The 19,077-nt window shown below is 70.5% G+C and carries 18 protein-coding genes and 1 tRNA gene; 10 read left to right on the forward strand and 9 right to left on the reverse strand.

What is annotated here, in order from left to right:
* Nucleotides 1-216 precede the first annotated feature (216 nt).
* Nucleotides 217-963 carry an alpha/beta fold hydrolase gene (locus EDD34_RS20260; protein WP_123816169.1) on the forward strand — a complete coding sequence of 249 codons (747 nt, stop codon included), beginning with the start codon at nt 217-219 and terminating at the stop codon, nt 961-963.
* On the opposite strand, the gene EDD34_RS20265 is transcribed toward EDD34_RS20260, so the two are convergent.
* Together EDD34_RS20265 and EDD34_RS20270 are read right to left on the reverse strand one after the other, a co-directional pair.
* Entirely contained in the window at nt 941-1,786 is an 846-nt protein-coding gene (locus EDD34_RS20265; RefSeq protein WP_123816170.1) for a class I SAM-dependent methyltransferase, read from the reverse strand. The two genes, EDD34_RS20260 and EDD34_RS20265, sit on opposite strands and share 23 nt — an antisense overlap.
* A 295-nt stretch (nt 1,787-2,081) precedes the next feature.
* Nucleotides 2,082-2,165 (reverse strand) — tRNA-Leu (locus tag EDD34_RS20270).
* 247 nt (nt 2,166-2,412) lie between these two features.
* On the opposite strand from EDD34_RS20270, the gene EDD34_RS20275 reads away from it, so the two are divergent.
* Genes EDD34_RS20275 through pknB form a run of 7 tightly spaced genes read left to right on the forward strand, consistent with a single transcriptional unit; the run spans nt 2,413 to nt 12,032 of the window.
* The gene (locus EDD34_RS20275; RefSeq protein WP_123816171.1) at nt 2,413-3,126 is read left to right on the forward strand and encodes an FHA domain-containing protein; all 714 of its coding nucleotides are present in this window, start codon (nt 2,413-2,415) and stop codon (nt 3,124-3,126) included.
* A gap of 10 nt (nt 3,127-3,136) precedes the next feature.
* Nucleotides 3,137-3,643: an FHA domain-containing protein FhaB/FipA gene (locus EDD34_RS20280; RefSeq protein WP_123816172.1), complete on the forward strand. Its 507-nt coding sequence runs from the start codon at nt 3,137-3,139 to the stop codon at nt 3,641-3,643.
* Nucleotides 3,644-3,650: 7 nt separating this feature from the next.
* Nucleotides 3,651-5,171: a PP2C family protein-serine/threonine phosphatase gene (locus tag EDD34_RS20285; RefSeq protein WP_123816173.1), complete on the forward strand. Its 1,521-nt coding sequence runs from the start codon at nt 3,651-3,653 to the stop codon at nt 5,169-5,171.
* A 2-nt stretch (nt 5,172-5,173) separates the two neighbouring features.
* On the forward strand, nt 5,174-6,724 hold the full coding sequence (locus EDD34_RS20290; protein WP_246012743.1) for an FtsW/RodA/SpoVE family cell cycle protein: 1,551 nt from the start codon (nt 5,174-5,176) through the stop codon (nt 6,722-6,724).
* The gene (locus EDD34_RS20295) at nt 6,721-8,244 is read left to right on the forward strand and encodes a peptidoglycan D,D-transpeptidase FtsI family protein (protein WP_123816174.1); all 1,524 of its coding nucleotides are present in this window, start codon (nt 6,721-6,723) and stop codon (nt 8,242-8,244) included. Before EDD34_RS20290 ends, EDD34_RS20295 begins: the two co-directional genes overlap by 4 nt.
* The gene (locus EDD34_RS20300; RefSeq protein ID WP_123816175.1) at nt 8,244-9,959 is read left to right on the forward strand and encodes a serine/threonine-protein kinase; all 1,716 of its coding nucleotides are present in this window, start codon (nt 8,244-8,246) and stop codon (nt 9,957-9,959) included. Before EDD34_RS20295 ends, EDD34_RS20300 begins: the two co-directional genes overlap by 1 nt.
* Nucleotides 9,960-12,032, forward strand: coding sequence for a Stk1 family PASTA domain-containing Ser/Thr kinase (pknB, locus tag EDD34_RS20305; protein ID WP_123816176.1), 2,073 nt, complete (start codon nt 9,960-9,962; stop codon nt 12,030-12,032).
* A 96-nt stretch (nt 12,033-12,128) separates the two neighbouring features.
* Here the strand turns inward: pknB and EDD34_RS20310 are convergent, their stop codons facing one another.
* Genes EDD34_RS20310 through EDD34_RS20320 form a run of 4 tightly spaced genes read right to left on the reverse strand, consistent with a single transcriptional unit; the run spans nt 12,129 to nt 14,579 of the window.
* Nucleotides 12,129-12,809 carry an anthranilate synthase component II gene (locus tag EDD34_RS20310; protein ID WP_123816177.1) on the reverse strand — a complete coding sequence of 227 codons (681 nt, stop codon included), beginning with the start codon at nt 12,807-12,809 and terminating at the stop codon, nt 12,129-12,131.
* An 18-nt stretch (nt 12,810-12,827) separates the two neighbouring features.
* The gene (locus tag EDD34_RS20785) at nt 12,828-12,986 is read right to left on the reverse strand and encodes a hypothetical protein (protein ID WP_170177138.1); all 159 of its coding nucleotides are present in this window, start codon (nt 12,984-12,986) and stop codon (nt 12,828-12,830) included.
* A gap of 7 nt (nt 12,987-12,993) precedes the next feature.
* Nucleotides 12,994-13,809: a class E sortase gene (locus EDD34_RS20315; RefSeq protein ID WP_123816178.1), complete on the reverse strand. Its 816-nt coding sequence runs from the start codon at nt 13,807-13,809 to the stop codon at nt 12,994-12,996.
* Nucleotides 13,806-14,579, reverse strand: coding sequence for a DUF881 domain-containing protein (locus EDD34_RS20320; RefSeq protein ID WP_246012596.1), 774 nt, complete (start codon nt 14,577-14,579; stop codon nt 13,806-13,808). Before EDD34_RS20320 ends, EDD34_RS20315 begins: the two co-directional genes overlap by 4 nt.
* A 131-nt stretch (nt 14,580-14,710) precedes the next feature.
* On the opposite strand from EDD34_RS20320, the gene EDD34_RS20325 reads away from it, so the two are divergent.
* Nucleotides 14,711-14,968: a cell division protein CrgA gene (locus tag EDD34_RS20325; RefSeq protein ID WP_123816180.1), complete on the forward strand. Its 258-nt coding sequence runs from the start codon at nt 14,711-14,713 to the stop codon at nt 14,966-14,968.
* 146 nt (nt 14,969-15,114) lie between these two features.
* Here the strand turns inward: EDD34_RS20325 and EDD34_RS20330 are convergent, their stop codons facing one another.
* The gene (locus EDD34_RS20330; RefSeq protein ID WP_246012597.1) at nt 15,115-15,867 is read right to left on the reverse strand and encodes a rhomboid family intramembrane serine protease; all 753 of its coding nucleotides are present in this window, start codon (nt 15,865-15,867) and stop codon (nt 15,115-15,117) included.
* Between the two features lie 171 nt (nt 15,868-16,038).
* Nucleotides 16,039-16,581, reverse strand: coding sequence for a peptidylprolyl isomerase (locus EDD34_RS20335; protein WP_123816182.1), 543 nt, complete (start codon nt 16,579-16,581; stop codon nt 16,039-16,041).
* Between the two features lie 118 nt (nt 16,582-16,699).
* Between EDD34_RS20335 and EDD34_RS20340 the strand changes: the two genes are divergently transcribed.
* On the forward strand, nt 16,700-17,800 hold the full coding sequence (locus EDD34_RS20340) for a hypothetical protein (protein WP_123816183.1): 1,101 nt from the start codon (nt 16,700-16,702) through the stop codon (nt 17,798-17,800).
* 163 nt (nt 17,801-17,963) lie between these two features.
* Here the strand turns inward: EDD34_RS20340 and EDD34_RS20345 are convergent, their stop codons facing one another.
* A complete protein-coding gene (locus tag EDD34_RS20345) occupies nt 17,964-18,938 on the reverse strand; it encodes a ribokinase (RefSeq protein WP_123816184.1) in 975 nt (324 codons plus the stop codon).
* Nucleotides 18,939-19,077: the final 139 nt, after the last annotated feature.

Raw genomic sequence — 19,077 nt, forward strand, 5'->3', positions numbered from 1 at the left:
GCGACTACTAGCGCGCGACCACCTCACAGGTCCCGAGTGTCTTCACGATCTCGGATCACCTCCCTTCTTGTGTACGCAGGAACCTACGCCGTACGCGGGCCTCGCTCCAAGGGTTTTTCCGCATCGCGAACGCGGGAACAGCGGCGCCGCGAATCGCCCCACGCGCGACCGGCGCCGCGAACGATCAGTTCCGCCCGCCGCCGTCGTCCTCTTTGTATGACCTCGCTGCTCACCGTGGCCTCGGCCGTGATCTCCGCGGACGGGACCACGATCGCGATGGACCGCACCGGCCCCGACGACGCGAGCTCCGTGGTCGTCGTGGTCGACGGCGTCCTGGCGCACCGCCCGCCCTCGACGCTCGCTCTCGCCCGCCGGCTCGCCACACCCGGCGATGCCGGGCCGGGCGAGCCGATCGCCACCGTCCGGTACGACCGTCGCGGCCGCGGCGCCAGTGGTTTCACGCCGCCGTACGCGGTGGCGCGCGAGATCGACGACCTCACCGCCGTCCTCGACGCCGCGGGACCCGCCGCGCTCGTGGGCATGTCCACCGGGGCGTTCCTCGCGCTCCGCGCGGCGGTCGAGCTCGGGGAACGCGTGACCGCCGTCGTCGTCCACAGGCCCCGGTACGACGTCGCCGACGGCGGGCTGCACGTCTGGCGCCATCTTGTCGCCGCGGTCGAGTCGTGCGTCGCGGAGGACGATCCGGGTGCCGCCGTCGAGCTGTTCCTCGATGTGGTGGGCATGCCGCCGGAGTACGTCGCCGGCATGCGCCGCCGCCCCTCCTGGTCCGACCTCGAGCGGCACGCCCTCACGATCGCCCACGACGGCCGGCTCGTCATCGAGGCCGCCGGCGCGCTGCGCGGCGCGGGCACGCCGGTAGCGCAGCGCGTGCACGTGGTCGACGACGACCCTGACGCCCTCGCCGAGGCGGTTCGCGCGGTCAGCCGGGCTTGCGCGCGGTGACGAAGAGGCGCGGGGCCTCGTCGACGAGCTCCGCACCGACCGCGAACCGCATGTGCAGTCCACGCAGACCTGCCTCGTGGGCCGCGACCGCCCCGGGCGAGAGCTGGGCCAGGTCCGGGACCTGCCAGGGCACGGACCTCAGGTACCAGAGCACGGCCGCGAGGCTCTTGAACCTCCGCACGCCCGCGTGGTGCTCCGCCCGGGTGACCTCCATGCCCTCGGCCTGGAGCGCGTCGGTGAGGACGTCGACCGTCATGCCGTCCGGATCCCAGCCGACCGGGACGCCGAGCGCCTCGTTGATGGCGAAACCGTCGCGCGTGTCGAACTGTTCGGTGACGAACACACCGCCGGGCTGCAGCAGCCGGGCCACCTCATGCGCGCTGATCAGGCCGCACCGGCTGACCACCGTGGCGAAGTGCCCGTCGAAGAACGGCAGCACCAGGTCTTCCGCCCATATCTCGTCCACCTTCTGCACGTTCACGCGCATCGGCTCGAGCTTGCGGCGGGCGGCGAGGAAGGCGGGGCCGGTGCTGGTCGCGGCGGACCCTTCGGGCAGCGGGCCCATCGCGGCGAAGGCCGTGCCGTCGCCCGTGCCGATGTCCAGCACGCCGTGCGACGAGCCGGACACCGCCCTGCGGGCCTCGGACTCGTAGTCCCACGGCTGCGCATCGACGGTGATGGCATCGCCGACGGGCGAGTTCGTGTAGTCGGTCGGCATGGTGGCGGGCGTGACCGGGCTCGCGGGGGCGTTGCGAGCCCAGTCGACGTGATCCTCGAACGGCGCATCCGGCGCCGGAGCTGGGGCGATCGAGACGTCAAGCATGGGGGTGATTGTGGCGCAAAGTCCGTGCCCAGGCATAAACCTGGCCGTGATCCCCGCTCCGCCCCCACCACATGGGGATTTCTCCCCGCGGGCCCGCCCACCCTCGACACCCTCGACCCGACACCCCGCACCGACCAACCACACCTGACAACCCGAGCCACCCCGGGGGGCAAGGGGCGAAGCCCCAAGGGGTCCGGGGCGTGCCCCGGGCGGGGCGTGGGGGCTGCGCCCCCACAGAAACAAGTGAGGCGGGGCGGTTCGGCCCAGCCGAACACACCCCGCCTACCGCATCACGTGCGCGAGGGGGGACTCGAACCCCCACGCCCTCTCGAGCACACGGACCTGAACCGTGCGCGTCTACCAATTCCGCCACTCGCGCGTGCTGGAAGAGATTAGCACGCAAGGCAGGGTGGATCCGAACCCATATGTGACCTGCCTGGTTCCGTCGCACCCCGACCTCCGGTAGCGTGCGGGTTCGCCCGTCTGCTCCCGACTGGCAGTGCCGCGGCTCACAGCACAGGATCAAGAAGATCCGCAGGACTTCCACACAGATTGCGGTCTGTGGTGACCTGCCGGTCTATACGATCTATGTAGTCTGCCCACGCGCAGGCCGGGAAGGAGGTGGCATGGGCGCCCTGGATCGCTTCGAGAAGAGCGTGGAGCGCATGATGAACAACGCGTTCGCCAAGGTAGGACGCGGTGAGGTGAAGCCCGTGGAGCTGGCGAGCCGGCTCCGGCGGGAGCTTGACGACCGCGCTGCGGTGGTGGGTCGGGACCGCACGGTCGCACCGAACGAGTTCACCATCGAGTTGTCCCCGGACGACTTCGCCCAGATCGAGGCGTGGGGTGCGCAAACCCTCGCCGACGAGCTGGCGTCGAACGTGACGGCCTACGCGGCGACGCAGCATTACGCGTTCGTCGGGCCCGTCTCCGTGACGTTCGACGAGGTGTTCGAGCTCGTGCCCGGCCGCTTCAACGTGCGCTCCCGCAGCGTGCAGGGGAACGTCGCGCCCGCGACCTCCGGATCGCCCAGCGCGCGGCACCCGCTGATCGACATCGACGGGCAGCGCTACCTGCTGACCGGTCCGGTGACGGTCATCGGCCGCGACGCGGAGGCGGACATCGTCGTGGACGACCCGGGCGTCTCCCGCCGCCACCTGGAGATCCGTGTCACCCCCGATGGCGTCATCGCCTCCGACATGGGCTCCACGAACGGACTGTACGTGGAGGGGCACCAGGTGCCCGCGGCCACCCTGCTCGACGGCAACACCATGACGATCGGCCGCACCCGGATCATGTTCTGGTCGGGCAGCGCCGGCGCCGAGAACGAGGACTGGTGATCGACCCCTCATGAGCGAGTTGACGTTCACCCTGCTGCGGCTGGGTTATCTGGTGCTGCTGTGGGTGTTCGTGCTCTCGGCCGTCGCCGTGCTGCGGCGGGACCTCGCGGGTCCGCGCACGGTCCGCAAGCGCCGGCGCAAGCCGGAGCCCGCCACGGTGGGCGGGCCGCCGTCAGGGCCGGTGCCGGCACCGGCGCCGATGGTCGGTGGCGGCCCGCGCAGCGGCGCGCCGACACGCCTTGTCGTGGTCGCCGGGCCGCTGACCGGCACCACGATCCCGCTCACCCAGTCAGGCATTCTCATCGGCCGGGCGCCGAGCTGCACCCTCGTGCTCGACGACGACTACTCGTCGTCCCGGCACGCCCGCATCTACCCGCAAGGGAACCAGTGGTACGTCGAGGACCTCGGTTCCACCAACGGGACCTACATGAACGATCAGCGCATTCAGGGGGTCGTGCCGCTGCCCCCGGGGGTAGGCGTCCAGATCGGCCAGTCCGTCGTCGAGCTCCAGGGATGACCACCACGTGACCGTGAATCTGCGGTATGCCGCGCGTTCCGATGTCGGCCTCGTCCGCTCCAACAACCAGGACTCCGCCTACGCGGGTCCGTACCTCCTCGTGGTGGCCGACGGCATGGGCGGCCACGCGGGCGGTGACGTCGCCTCATCCCTCACGATCGCCGCTCTGACGCCGCTGGACCACGGTGACCACAGCACCGACCGGCTGCTGACCGACCTGGAGCAGTCGGTCGACCGCGCGCGTCAGGACCTCATCGCCGCCACGACCTCCGATCCGGACCTCGCCGGCATGGGCACCACCGTGACAGCGCTGCTGCGCAGCGGCAACACGCTCGCCATGGCTCACCTCGGGGACTCCCGTGCCTATCTGCTGCGGGACGGTCTCCTCACCCAGGTCACCGTCGACCACACCTTCGTGCAGCACCTTGTCGACACCGGCCGCATCTCGGCGGACGAGGCCGAGACACACCCGCAGCGCAACGTCGTCATGCGGGTACTCGGCGACTTCGACCTGGACCTGACCCCGGACATGTCAGTCCGTGAGGCGATCCCTGGTGACCGGTGGATGCTCTGCTCGGACGGGCTGTCGGGCTTCGTCTCCGTCGAGGACCTCACCGAGACGCTCGGTGGCGTCGCCGACCCCGCCGAGGCAGCGGAACGGCTCGTGTCGGCGGCGATGCGTGAGGGCTCGACCGACAACATCTCGGTGGTCGTCGCCGACGTCGTCGACGAGGAAGCCGCGCCCTTCCCGCCGCCCGACCCCGAGATCGTCGGCGCCGCCGCCCTGCGCGGCGTCACTGCCGCCGTCGGCCCGGGCACGATCATCCACCCGGGTGGAGGAGCCGATGTCGGCGGCGGCGGGACGCAGTCCCAGCCCGGTGGTGTGAGCACGGCCGTGCTGCCGGACAACGACCCGAACCTCGCCGACGCGCTGGAGCACGCGGTGAACGGCGCCGACGCCGGCGCGTACGAGCCCGAGGTCCTTCCCGACGCGGCCGTCGAGAGCGAGACCGAGGCCGAGGTCCTGCCGCGCAAGCGGCGCCCGTGGCTCGCCGTCATCGGGTCCCTGCTCCTCATCGGTGGTCTGGGAGTGGCCGGCTGGGCCGGATACCGGTGGACGCAGACTCAGTACTACGTGGGCGAGGCCGACGGCCAGGTCGCGGTCTTCCGCGGCATCCCTGCCACGGCGGGGCCCGTCTCGTTGTCGACGCCGGTCGAACTGACCGGAACCCAGGTCGCCGACCTGCCCGGATACATCGCGGACAGCATCGAGGGCACGATCCGCGCCTCGTCGCACGAAGACGCTCTCGACCGCGCGCAGCGCCTCATCGACCAGGCGGAGGAGGCGCAGGAGGAGAACGAGCCGGCGCCGAGCGAGGAACCGGCCGAGGAGCCTACCGAGGCCCCGACCGACGAGGCAACGGCGGAGTCCGCGGACTCCGCGGACTCCGACCGCAAGGATTCCGGGACCCGGGACAGAGACGGCGGGGGCTCGAACTCTGACAGCGGCGGGGGGGCGAACGGATGAGCATGGTCTCGGAGAAGACTCCCCCGGGCATGCCGGACGCGGCCCCGTTGGAGGAGAACGTGCCGAGCCGAGCCGCCGAGGCGGTGATGCTCGTGATCGCGCTCGCGCTCGGGCTCGGCGGCCTCGCCATGGTCGGCTACTCGATCGACGACCGCCTGCCCGACGGCTTCTGGGCGAACGTCCTGGTGCTCTCGGCGCTCTCGCTGACCGCGCACCTCGTGCTCCGGTTCCGGGCGCCGTACGCGGACCAGGTGATCCTGCCCGCGGTGATGCTGCTCAACACCATGAGCCTGGCGATGATCACCCGGCTCCAGATGGACGACATGATCGGCGCGAACGCCGAGCGCCACCTGATGTGGACGGCACTGAGCGTCGTCGTGGCCTGCGCGGTGCTCTTCTTCCTGCGGGACCACCGGGTGCTGCGCAAGTACACCTACACGGTGATGGTCCTCGCCCTCGTGCTCGTCGTGCTCCCGCTGATTCCCGGCCTGGGCCAGGAGATCAACGGCGCACGGATCTGGATCAACTTCGCCGGGTTCTCGCTGCAGCCCGCCGAGTTCGCCAAGATCCTCTTCGCCGTCTTCTTCGCGGGCTACCTCGTGACCAACCGCGACACGCTCGCGCTGGCCGGCAAGAAGGTGCTCGGCCTGCAGCTCCCCCGCCTGCGGGACCTCGGCCCGATCCTCGTGGTCTGGGCGGTCTCGCTGATGGTCCTCGTCGGCCAGAAGGACCTGGGGACGTCTCTCCTGTTCTTCGGCCTGTTCGTGGGCATGCTGTACCTCGCCACCGAGCGCGGCGGGTGGGTCGCCGTCGGTATGGCGATGTTCGTCGTCGGTGCGTTCGCGGCCTGGACGATGTTCGGCCACGTCCAGCGGCGCGTGCGGATCTGGCTCGACCCGCTCGACGTCGACCTGTACAACGCGGTCGGAGGCTCCTTCCAGGTCGCCCAGGGCATGTTCGGCATGGCGTTCGGCGGCATGTTCGGTGTCGGCTGGGGCGAGGGCTACTCCTCACGCATCCCGTTCGCGTTCTCCGACATGATCTACGCCGCGTTCGGCGAGGAGCTCGGCCTCACCGGCCTGCTCGCGATCCTCCTGCTCTACCTCGTGATCGTGCAGCGTGGCCTGCGCAACGCGATCGGCGTGCGTGACGGCTTCGGCAAGCTGCTCGCCGGCGGTCTCGCGTTCGTGATGGCCCTGCAGCTCTTCGTCGTCGTCGGCGGTATCACTCGTGTCATCCCCCTGACCGGCCTGACGCTGCCCTTCATGGCTCAGGGTGGTTCGTCGCTCCTGGCGAACTGGATCGTCATCGCGCTGCTGCTGCGCATGTCGGACGCGGCGCGACGGCCGTCCGCCCTGCCGACGAGGGGCCAGCTCGCGGCTCCGGCACCAGCTGCCGCGGGACATCCGGGTGCCGACGGCGCGATCGAGGTGGGCCCCGGCGCGAGCCAGGCGAACCGCGAGGCGGCGCGCCAGAACATGCCGTCGCCGAGCGACGAGATGACACAGATGCACGCCCCGATCCGGTACGACGACGGAGGTGACCAGGCGTGAACACGACCCTGCGCCGCCTGTCCACGGTGGTCATGGCCATGTTCCTGGTGCTCATGGTGTCCACCACGTGGATTCAGTACGTCCAGGCGGACGAGCTCTACGGCGACACGCGGAACGTGCGCAAGATCTACCGGGACCTCGGTGCTGCCCGTGGCCCCATCGTCGTGGGCGACGAGAACGTTGTCATCTCGGTGCCGGTGGACGACAACTACGGCCGCCAGCGCGTGTACGCCGACGGCGACGAGGGCATCGCGAAGATGTACGCGCCGATCACGGGGTTCTTCGCCGTGAACGGCAACACGGTCGCACTGGAGCGCACCGCGAACGACTACCTCTCGGGCCGCGCCGACTCGCTCTGGCTCGACCAGCTCCAGAACCTCATCACCGGCCAGGAGGCGACGGGATCGTCGGTCGACACCACGATCGACCCGAAGATCCAGCGGGCCGCCTGGGAGGCCCTCGGGGACTACACGGGTGCGGCCGTCGCCCTCGACCCGAGCACCGGCGCGATCCTGGCGATGGTCTCGAAGCCGTCGTACGACCCGAACTCCCTGGCCGTCCACGACAGCGGCGCGGTGACCGAGACCTACCAGAACCTGGCGAACGCGAAGCCTCAGATCAACACCAGTGACGGGTCGGAGCAGTTCAGCCCGTACTCACCGCTGAACAACCGCACCATCGAGGCGCTCTACCCGCCCGGTTCGACGTTCAAGATCTTCACGTCGGCCGCCGCGATCGAGGGCGGTGAGTTCACCCCGGACTCCGAGGTCCCGGCGCCCAACGGGTACCAGCTGACCAACACGCAGACCACCATCGACAACTTCGGCGGCTACGACTGCGTCTCGGGCCAGACCGAGATCACTCTCGCCGACGCGCTGCGCACCTCCTGCAACTCGGCCTACCTGTGGCTCGGTGGCGAGGTCGGCGCGGACGGCATGCGGGACATGTTCGAGGACTTCCGCTTCGACGAGCGCCTGGAGGTGCCGATGGGCACCGCCGCCGGAGGCTACCCGGGCCTCGACAACGAGGATCCCGACTCCGTCGACCGCATCGAACTCACCGGCATGGGCCAGGGCGACGTCCGCCTCACGCCGCTTCAGGTCGCGATGCTGAGCGCCACGGTCGCGAACGGCGGCACCGAGATGGAGCCCTACCTGATCGAGAGCATCCGCGACAGCGATCTCGAGGTGGTCGAGAAGACGAACCCCAGCACGCTCGCCAACCCCATCTCCTCCTCGACGGCCGACGCCCTCCGGGAGATGATGATCAACGTCGTCGAGGACGGTTCCGGCACCAACGCGCAGATCCCGGGCGTGTCCGTCGCGGGGAAGACGGGGACGGCCGAGAACGGCGGCAACCGGCAGCCGACGCTGTGGTTCACCGGTTTCGCGCCGGCCGACGACCCGCAGGTCGCCGTCGCCGTCGTGCTCGAGAACGCGGGCAGCTCCACCGAGGACACCGCCTCGGGCACGCTCGCCGCGCCGATCGCGAAGGCGATCCTCGAGGCGGCGATCAACTGATGCGCCCCGTCGAAGGCGTGCTGGTCGGGGGGCGTTACCGTTTGGTGCGCCGCCTGGCCATCGGTGGCATGGGCGAGGTCTGGGTCGCCTTCGACGAGAAGCTCACCCGCGAGGTCGCCATCAAGGTGCTGCGCGAGGAGTACACGGGGAACGAGGACTTCCTCCGGAGGCTGCGGACCGAGGCGCGCAACTCCTCGACGCTGCTGCATCCCAACATCGCCCAGATGTACGACTACGGCGAGGAAGAGGGCGCCGGCTACCTCGTGATGGAGCTCGTGCTCGGGGAACCGCTCGCCGACCTCCTGGAGCGCGAGCCGGTGCTGCCGGCCCAGCGTCTGCTCCCGCTGCTCGCCCAGACCGCCCGCGGCCTGCACGCCGCGCACGCGGCCGGCGTCGTGCACCGCGACGTCAAGCCGGGCAACATCCTCCTGGAGCACTCCGGCACGGTGAAGATCACGGACTTCGGCGTCTCCGTGGCGCAGAACCAGGTGCCCATGACGGCCACGGGCATGGTCATGGGCACGGCCCAGTACCTGTCGCCCGAGCAGGCCGTGGGCCAGTCCGCGACGGGTGCGTCCGACATCTACGCCCTCGGCGTGGTCGCCTACGAGGCGTCGGCGGGCCGGCGCCCGTTCACGGGCAGGAGCCCTGTCGACATCGCGATCGCGCACGTCAACGCGCCCGTGCCGCCCTTGCCGTCGTCGGTCCACCCCGGCATGTCCGAGCTGATCATGCAGATGCTGGAGAAGGATCCGGCGCACCGGTTCGCCTCCGCCGAGACGCTCGCCCGTGAGATGGAAGCCCTCGCGCGGGAGATCACCGCCGACCCGTTCGGCACGCGACGCGTCGCGGGCCCCCGATCGACCGATCAGGCCGATGCCGGGCCCTCGCGCCACGTCAGCGGCAGCCGCCGCGGGGCCGGGCGGGGCGGGGCGCGGCCGGTCGCGCGCTCCCGCAGCGATGCGCGGCGGGCGGCGCAGGCCGGGTCGACGGCGCACGGGGCGGGAGCTCCGGGCGCGGCACAGCCTGCACGGCCGCACGGGCAGTTCACCGCCACCGCCACTCCGCAGTCCGCCCCGGCCGTCTCGCCCGAGGCGCAGAACCCCTGGGTCGAGCCGCCGAGCCCCTGGGGCCCGACGCCGCAGGCGCAACAGCCCCGCCCGCACCAGCACGGCGCCCCGGCCTCCGGGGTGCCGGACGCCGAGACCGCCCATCACTACGACACGCCCGGTGCCGACACCTCAGGTTCCGGCTCGCAGGGAGAGGCTGTCGGCCGGCACGGATCATCGATGGGGGGCTTCCGCCCCACGACCGGGTACATCCCCAGCACTCTGTCGCCGTCCGACGGAGCCTCACGAACCTACCCGTCCCGCCGCGACGTCCGTGCCGAGCAGTCAGGTCGCTCGAGCCGCCGGGGTAGCGTGACCACGGGTATCGCCCACTGGGCGGCGGAACTTGAGGATCGCCTCGGCATCCGCGTGCCGTGGCCCCTGGTCGCGCTCGGTGCGTTGCTGGGCGCCGTCGTCCTCGTTCTGGTGCTCACCATGGGTGGGGACGACGGTGGGGATGCCCAACCGTTGGGTGACAGTTCCTACGGAACGACGGACGCAATGCTGAGTCCTGGCACCACGGCTACAGCCGTGAACTCTGGGATGATGCTCCTTGACGAGCCGCTGACCGCACCGCGGACGGCCGAATCTTCGAAGGACGTATAAGTGGTGGACAACACGCCCCGGGTGCTCGCCGGCCGCTACGAGGTCGGTGAGCTGGTCGGCCGTGGCGGCATGGCCGAAGTGCACGTCGGCCACGACACACGGCTCGGACGCACCGTCGCGATCAAGGTACTTCGCTCCGATCTCGCCGACGATCCGTCGTTCCTGGCACGCTTCCGACGCGAGGCGCAGTCGGCGGCCGCGCTGAACCACCCGGCGATCGTCGCCGTGTACGACACGGGCGAGGACCGCACCAAGGACGGGAACGGCAAGGAGATCACCGTCCCGTTCATCGTCATGGAGTTCGTGGAAGGCCACACGGTCCGCGACATCCTGACGGACGGGTCGGCCGTGCCGATCGAGGAGGCCGTCGAGATCACCACGGGCGTGCTGTCCGCGCTCGAGTACTCGCACCGCGCGGGGATCGTGCACCGGGACATCAAGCCCGCGAACGTGATGATCACGCCGACGGGCGCGGTGAAGGTGATGGACTTCGGTATCGCCCGTGCCATGGCCGATTCCGCGGCGACGATGACGCAGACCAACGCCGTCATCGGCACCGCCCAGTACCTCTCGCCGGAGCAGGCCCGAGGCGAGACGGTCGACTCGCGCTCCGACCTGTACTCCACCGGATGCCTCCTGTTCGAGCTGCTCACCGGGCGCCCGCCGTTCCAGGGCGACTCCCCCGTGGCCGTGGCCTACCAGCACGTGGGGCAGGAGCCGCAGCGGCCGAGCGAGATCGCCGTCGACGTCCCGGACGTGCTCGACCGCATCACGATGAAGGCGCTGACCAAGGACCGTGACCACCGGTACAGCTCCGCCGCCGAGTTCCGGGCAGACCTGGAGGCCGCGCTGCGCGGCGGCCAGGTCTCCGCGCCGATGGTGGGCGCGATGGCGATGGGCGGCCAGACCACCCAGATGATGTCGCCGGGGTACGGCACCCAGCAGATGCAGCCCGTCGGCGGGTACGGCACCCAGCAGTGGGGCGGGCCGCCCACGACCGGTCAGCCGCCGGTCCAGACACCGGGCCAGGGCTACCCGACCGGGCCGATGGGGCCGGGAGACCGCCGGGACAACGAGACCGACAACAAGAAGACGCTCATCTGGACGCTGATCGCGATCGCGATCGCGGCGCTGGCCGCGATCCTCATCGCGGTCGCGGTGAACAACAACAACCGCCAGCCCGAGGAGCCGACGACGGCGACCGTGCCGGAGATCCAGGCCGGCATGAGCTACGACGAGGCCTGCTCCGTCATCGAGGGCGCGAACCTCGACTGTGCCCAGCAGATCGACGAGGAGTCCGACCGGGAGGCGGGGAACACGACGGGCGAGACGGATCCGGCCGCCGGGGAGACCGTCGAGGAGGGCGAGACCGTCACCATCTTCGTCTCAGGCGCTCCGGGCGAGGTCAGCGTTCCGAACCTCGCGGGAAAGACGCAGGACGAGGTACGAACGGAGCTCGAGGGTCTCGGGCTGAAGCTGGGTGGGTGGAACCCGGAGAACAACTCGGGGTATGCGGCCGGCGAAGCGATCCGTTCGGAACCGGCCGGCGGAACACCCGTCACCGAAGGTACCGAGGTCGACGTCTGGTACGCGTCGGGCAAGGTCACTCTCCCCGACATGACCGGCACCAGCGAGGACCAGATGCTGGCCAAGCTCAGGGAGCTCGGACTCAACGGCGTCAAGATGACGGAGCAGACCGACGCTGTCGGCGAAGGTCAGATCAGCCGCACCAACCCTGCTGGTCCGGTCGATATCGAGGTGAACACACAGGTGACCTACTGGGTCGCCGTACCCGTCTCGAAGACCACCATCCCCGAGAACATCCTCGGGATGACCCTTGAGGACGCACTCGAAGCCTGCGGCGGCGCCCAGATCAACTGCAACCCGGACGACGTCGTCTACGAGGACAACGACCAGTACGAACCGGGCACGGTGTTCAACACCAACCCGGCCCCGGGCCTGGAGGTCGACACCGGCGCGGAGGTCGTCCTCTACGTCGTCAACGAGGCACCGGAGGGCGACCCGACGGACGGCCCCACCAATGAGGGTCTCTTCCCCGGCGGAGACGGCTGACCTGACATCACGACGAAAGGCTCGACCGGACCGGTCGAGCCTTTCGTCGTTCACCCTGCGCGCCGCTTCCGGGCCGGCGGCTCCGAGCTCCGCGAGCTACCCCGCGACCAGCGGTGCCATCCCGGTCGAACGCTCCACCGCGCCCTCCAGACCACACGTCTCCAGCCAGTTGGCCAGGAGCCGGTGGCCGCCCTCCGTCAACACCGACTCCGGGTGGAACTGGACGCCGTGCAGCGGCAGCTCGCGATGCTGCAGACCCATGACCACACCGGACTCGGTGACGCACGTGACCACGAGGTCCTCCGGCACGCTCTCCGGCGTCGCGGCGAGGGAGTGGTAGCGGGTCGCGGTGAACGGCGAGGGGAGCCCCGCGAGGACGGAACCTTCCGCGCCCGCCCCGCCACGGCCGCCGTCGTCGGACACGAAGACCTCGCTCGTCTTGCCGTGCATGAGTTCGGGGGCGTGCGTCACGGTCGCGCCGTAGACCTCGGCGAGCGCCTGGTGGCCGAGGCACACGCCGAGCATCGGTGTGCGGGAGCGCGCGCAGGCGCGGATGACGGACTCGGACGCGCCGGCCTCGGACGGCGTGCCGGGCCCGGGGGAGACGAGGACGCCGTCGTAGGCGACTCCGGTGTCGTCGCGGAATCGCCCGTCGGCGTCGGGCTCGGGCACGGCGTCGTTGCGGACGACGACGGTCTCGGCCCCGATCTGGTTCAGGTAGCCGACGATCGTGTAGACGAAGGAGTCGTAGTTGTCGACGACGAGGATGCGCGTCATGCGGGACAGCCTACGTTTCTACTCCCCCACCGTGGTCTCGTTGAACGGCATGTAGTCGCTCAGCCACGGGAAGAGGTACTCGAAGCAGACGGCGAGCAGGATGACCCCGAGGCCCGCGCACAGCAGCGCGCGGGCCCACGTCGGGCCGGGGAGGAAGTTCCACAGTGCGGCGTACATCAGCGCGTCATCCTTCTTCCAGCAGTTCTTTCGGCGTGCCCTCGCTGACGGGGGCCCAGTAGTCGAGCTCGCCGTACACGATGTACCGCTCGGCGGCGGAGAACATGGGATGGCACGTGGTCAGGGTGATGTACCGCTCGGTGAGTTCGGGGAGCGGCTCACCCGGTTTGATGCCGGGCACCGGGGAGATGACCTCGATGTTCTCCGGGAGCACGATCTCGGACTCGGTGACCTTGTAGACGTACCAGGTGTCCTCGGTGCGGACCACCACCGCGTCCTGCTCCTTCAGCTCGTGGACCTTGTTGAACGGCTTGCCGTACGTGGTGCGGTGTGCGGCGGTGGCGAAGTTGCCGAGCTCTCCCGGCATGCCGGTGCCCTCGTAGTGCCCGATGCCGATCGTGTCGAGCACGGTCGTCTTCTCGGTGCCCTCCGCGATCGGCTTGAGGTAGTCGTCGCCCCAGCGCGGCACGTACATCTGGGCGAAGGTCTCGCCCGCCGCGGGCACGTCGGGTACGGGCGGGGCGTCACGGTGCTCGGTGGTGACGGCGATCTCGGGCCCGTCGTCCTCCGGCTCCTCCCAGCCCATGTCGGCGACGATCTGATCCTGGGCGCGGTTGCCCTCGACGTCGGTCCACCAGAGCTGCCACACGACGAACAGGCCGAGCAGGACACCGACGGTGACGAGGAGTTCCCCGAACACGCCGACGATGCCGGCGACGAGCCCGCCGCCGCGCCGGTCACCAGGATGCGCGTGTCGCCGGCGTGGTCCGTCGGGTGGTGCGGGAGTCGGGAAGAGCGCTGCGGAGGTGGGAGTGCGGTTCACGTGAAGACGTCCGTTCCTTCCGGGACACGGGCGTAGCGGAGGTCGCCACCCGACTGGGACGCGGGCACTTCGACCTGGTCGTGCGTCCGGACTCCCCAGCCCAGGTGCACCCAGTCGACGTAGGCACGATAGTTCTGCACGCCCTTATCGTCCTCCAGTGCCTGGGATAGCGCCTCTTGATCCCCGATCACGGTGACCTCGTACGGCGGGGAGAAGACCTTGCCGTGCAGCAGCAGGATGTTTCCGGAGCACCGGAACGCCGAGGTGGACGTCACCCGCTCACCCTGCAGGGTCATCGCCTCGGCACCGCCCACCCACAGGGCGTTGATGACGTTCTGCAGGTCCTGCTGGTGCACCACCAGGTCGTTGGGCTGCGGATTGCCGGGAGCGGTGTCCAGGGACGACGCCGGTGCGTCGTCCAGCGTGACCGTCAGGCCGGGGCCGGCCACCGGACTGGAGCCGGCGGCCACGCCCTCCCACTCGGCGATCGGCGGATCCACCCGCGGAACGTCGGTTCCGGTCCGGTCGCTCAGCGTCAGCGCGTTGATCTCGCGGTTCAGCGCGGAGGCCCGCTCCGACATCTCACTGACCCGTGCCGACTCGGCCTGCACGAGAGCGGCGATGTCCTGGGGCTGACGCGAGCCGGACTGGAGCGCGTGGCGCCCGCTCGCGACGAACAACAGCCCGGCGAGTGCGAGCACGCTGCCCACGATCACCCAGGAACGCACGCGCGCACCCGTGACCTCCGCACCCCCGCGTCGTCGGATCACGGGCAACCTCCTGTCAGCGTCACCGTTCGCTCGACTCGACCACTACGCTAGTCCACGAGAATGCCATCGTCCGACCCTTACGCGCCGATGCGACCAAGGGCCGGCACCCGTCCGGACAGGAGCCCCCGAGCGTGCCCGAGTCGAAGCCCCGAAAGAAGAAGACCACCCCGCAGCCCGTCGACGCCCCGGTCGCGAAGCCCGAGGGGAGCCCGCGCTGGCTGGCGCCGGTGATGGTGGGCCTGATGGTCCTGGGTCTCGCGTGGATCGTCACGTTCTATCTGACGAGCGCGGGCCTGGGCCTGCCCGTGCCCCAGCTCGGCCAGTGGAACCTCGCGGTCGGGTTCGGCCTGATCATCGTCGGTTTCGGCCTGACGACGCGCTGGCGCTGACGCCGGTTCGGCGCCCGCGCCGGCCCGTCCACAGGCCTCGGCAGACTTTCCCACAGCTGTGGGTAAAGCTGTGGAAAAGTCCCGAGGTCGGCCGCGGTGCCTCGGTCCGACGGCGCGCCGTCCGCCCTCTGTGAACCGTCTGCGGGTCAGACCAGACCGGCCGCGAGGGCCGGACTCAAGGTGAACTCGTACTTCGCCACCGTGGCCAGGACGAGGAGCAGGAGCACGCCTGCCGGAGCGACGACGCCGATCACTCGCTGCGCGCGCCTCGGGACGAACGCGAACGCCGCGCCGATGGCAAGTCCGGTGACCAGACCGCCCAGGTGACCCTGCCAGGACACGTTCGGGATCACGAACCCGAGGACCGCGTTGATCGCGATCAGGACCCACATCTGCACCGCGCTGCGTCCCATCCGCCGCAGGACCGGGATCGCCGCTCCGAACAGGCCGAACACCATGCCGGAGGCACCGACCACCGGTACGTACCAGGCACTGCCGACGTCAGCGGGCGTTCCGAACGCCGCCAGCAGGACGCCGACCGATCCGCCCACCGCCGAGACGAAGCAGAGCGCGGAGAACCTCGCCCTGCCGAGCAGAGGCTCCAGGAACTGCCCCATGATCCACAGCGCGAACATGTTGAACAGCAGGTGCAGCGGCGGGATCGTCGACGAGTGGACGAACGCTGCCGTGACGAACCGCCACGGCTCGTAGTACCCGCCCACCGGCCAGAACCAGAGCAGCTGCGTCCAACCGGAGCCGGGAACCACCTGGACGATCCAGCTCGCCACGCAGGCCACGATGATCCCGAGCGTGATCACCGGACGCCCCGCGCGCGCGGTGCCGCCCATGACGGTGGTCTGGCGAGGCACCTGCTTCGCGGCCTGCTTGACGCAGTCCACGCACTGGATGCCGACCGGTGCCTGCCGCTGGCACTCCGGGCAGGCAGGGCGGCCGCATCGCTGGCACCGGACGTAGGAAGGCCGGTCGGGGTGTCTCGGGCAGACCGGGGGACCGGCCTGCGCGTCGGGGGCCGCGCTTGCCTCGTCGTCGGTGATGTCTCGGCCCTCCGGTCAGTCTTCGATCGTGACCGAGGTGATGGTGATGTCCTCGACCGGACGGTCACCCGGGCGCGTCGGGGTCTTGCCGATGGCGTCGACGACGGCGCGCGACTCGTCGTCGGCCACCTTCCCGAAGATCGTGTGCTTGCCGTTCAGCCACGGCGTCTCGGCGGTGCTGATGAAGAACTGGGAGCCGTTGGTGCCCTCGGTCTCACCGGTCACGGGGTTGCGGCGCTTGCCGGCGTTGGCCATCGCGAGCAGGTACTTCTCGTTGAACTCGAACTTCTCGGGGTGGATCTCGTCGTCGAACGTGTAGCCGGGGCCGCCGGTACCGGTGCCCAGCGGGCAGCCGCCCTGGATCATGAAGTCGTCGATCACCCGGTGGAAGATCAGGCCGTCGTAGAAGGGCTCCTTGCGCTCCTCGCCGGTACGAGGATCCGTCCAGGGCTTCTCACCGCGCGCGAGTTCCACGAAGTTGCGGACCGTCTTCGGAGCGTGGTTACCGAACAGCTCGAGGCGGATGTCACCGGCGGAAGTGTGCAGGGTTGCGAACATGTCTCCAATCTTTCCACGTTGTGCGAGTGTCCGGCCTCGCCACGCGGGGCATGCGGTGGCAGAGTGGGTGCTACATACCAGATCGTTGGACGGCCGACATCCCGGGAGGTTCCTTTCCATGGGACGCAAGATCACCGTCGACCACCAGGTCGACACGGAGAAGCTGAAGCAGCAGGCCGCCGCGGCGGCCGCGTTGCTGAGCGAGCGGGGTGCGAAAGCCGCCCACCAGGCCGAAGCACTTGCGGGACAGGCCAGGGAGCAGGCGATCCACGCCAAGGACTGGGCACAGCCGCGCGTCACCGAGCTGCGCCACTGGGCCCAGCCTCGCGCGGAGAAGGCATGGCGCGAAGGCCTGCAGGCTGCCGCACCGCGAGTTCGGCAGGCCGCCGACAAGGCCGCGCCGATCCTCGACTCGGCACACCACAAGCTCGTCGACGACCTGCTGCCGCGCGCGGTCGCGGCGGCGAACCAGGCCGCTGCCCACGCGGCCGAGATGCAGCACCGGATCGACGAGTCCACGGCGCCGCCGCTGAAGGGCAGGGCCGCCAGGGCCGCGAAGAAGGCGGCGGCCGCGGCGGAGAAGGCGTCGGCCAAGGCCGCGTCAGCCGCGGCGAAGCAGGCGGCCAAGGAGTCCCATTCGGGCTCCGCCGGCAAGCGCTGGGTCTGGGCCGCGGTCGGGGTCGGCGCGGTGGCCGCCGGCTACGTCTTCTGGAAGCGCGCGCAGCCGCAGAGCGATCCGTGGGCAGAGCCGTGGGAGCAGACATCGGCTGCGGACTATTCGGGCTCGGCCGGCGCTTCCGACGCCAAGCAGCGGGTGGGTTCCGCCGCCGAGACCGCCGTGGCCAAGGGTCGCGAGGTCGCGGGCGCCGCCGCCAAGCAGGCGTCGGTCGCGGCCGAGAAGGCCACGTCGGCCGCCCGGTCGGCGGCGGGCAAGGCCGGTTCGGCCGCGCGCGCGGGAGCGAACAAGGTCACGGAGGCGACGCCGTGGACGTCCAGCGCGGCGGACGACAAGACGGCGTCCGACAGCGCGTCGGATTCGAAGGACGACGCAAGCTCGGGTCTCTCCGCGGAGCCGGACCTCGCGACGGTCGACGCGACCCCGCAATCCGCCGAGGCGGACGCGGCGCCCGACAAGGGCGGCGACAGCAAGTCCGCCAACGACACCTACGCCTTCGACGAGTTCGAGAGCCAGGAAGGTACCGCGGGCAAGCACGCCTGACCCTTCGGAACCCAGGGCCGAGCCGACACCCGAGGTGCCGGCTCGGCCCGGTCGTCTCGCGGACGGAGGGTCCGCGCGCGACGGCACACCCTGTCCGGCGCATCCGGGCCGAGGGGGATCGGCTCGTACGAGCGCACACGCGACCGGCTCGCCGTCCTCGGCATCACGGGTGCCGGTTTGTACGGCCGGTAGCCGTCGTGCTACCGGCAGCCAGTGCCGCCACGTCCGCAGCCGTCGGGATCGCGTCCTGCGCGCCCGGGCACGTGACGGCGAGAGCTCCCGCCGCCGTCGCGAGGCGAGCGGCGTCGTCCAGGGACGCACCCCGCGAGAGGGCCGCCGCGAGCACGCCGCAGTAGGTGTCACCGGCACCGGTGGTGTCGACCGCCCGGACGGGAAGGGCCGGGATCGCGAGCGGACGTTTCCCCCGCTCGGCGACGAGGCTTCCCTCCGCGCCCAGCGTCACCACGACGGCGGGAACCCGGTCCAGCAGCGCCTCGACCAGTGCCGCGGGATCAACCGTGGTGTCGTCCAGGCCTGTTCCTGTCGTCGTCGGGCCGGGCAGACCGCCGGCCAGGTCCGCCGCCTCGGTCTCGTTGACGACCAGGATGTCGACCAGCGACCACACGCCGGCCGGCAGCCGTCGCGACGGCGCCGCGTTCAGCACCACCCGCCCATCCGGACGCTTCGCGGCGGCGGCGGAACGGACGACGTCGACCGGGATCTCCAGCTGGAGCAGGACGACGTCGGCCTCCGCGATGCGCGCGGACCGCGCCGCATCGACCCGCACGTGAGAGTTCGCCCCCGGGGCCACGGCGATCGCGTTCCCGCCGTCGGGGGCGACGGTGATGAGCGCCGTACCGGTCGCCGCGTCGACCCGGTCCACGAGGTCCGTCCGGACCGCGGCGCGCTCCAGCGAGGACAGCAGCAGCTCCGCGGACTCGTCGCGCCCGACGGCACCGACGAACGTCGTCTCCGCACCGCCTCCCCGCGTCGCGGCCACCGCTTGGTTCGCGCCCTTGCCTCCCGGGGTCCGCCGGACGTCACCGCCGAGCACGGTCTCGCCGTCCCGCGGATGATGCGGGACCTCGACGACCACGTCGACGTTGGCCGAACCCACCACGACGACGCGTCCACCCATACCGCACCTCGTATCTCGCGCATGTCCGCCATGGTCATGGTAGCCACGGAGTGGCGGGTCGCTACCGTTCGCGAGCGGGACCTTTCACCCGCTCGGTCGGCGCCGGACGGTCGATCCAGCGGATAGTCTTCCGTCGAAC

This window comes from Myceligenerans xiligouense, assembly GCF_003814695.1.
Classification (GTDB): Bacteria; Actinomycetota; Actinomycetes; order Actinomycetales; family Cellulomonadaceae; genus Myceligenerans; species Myceligenerans xiligouense.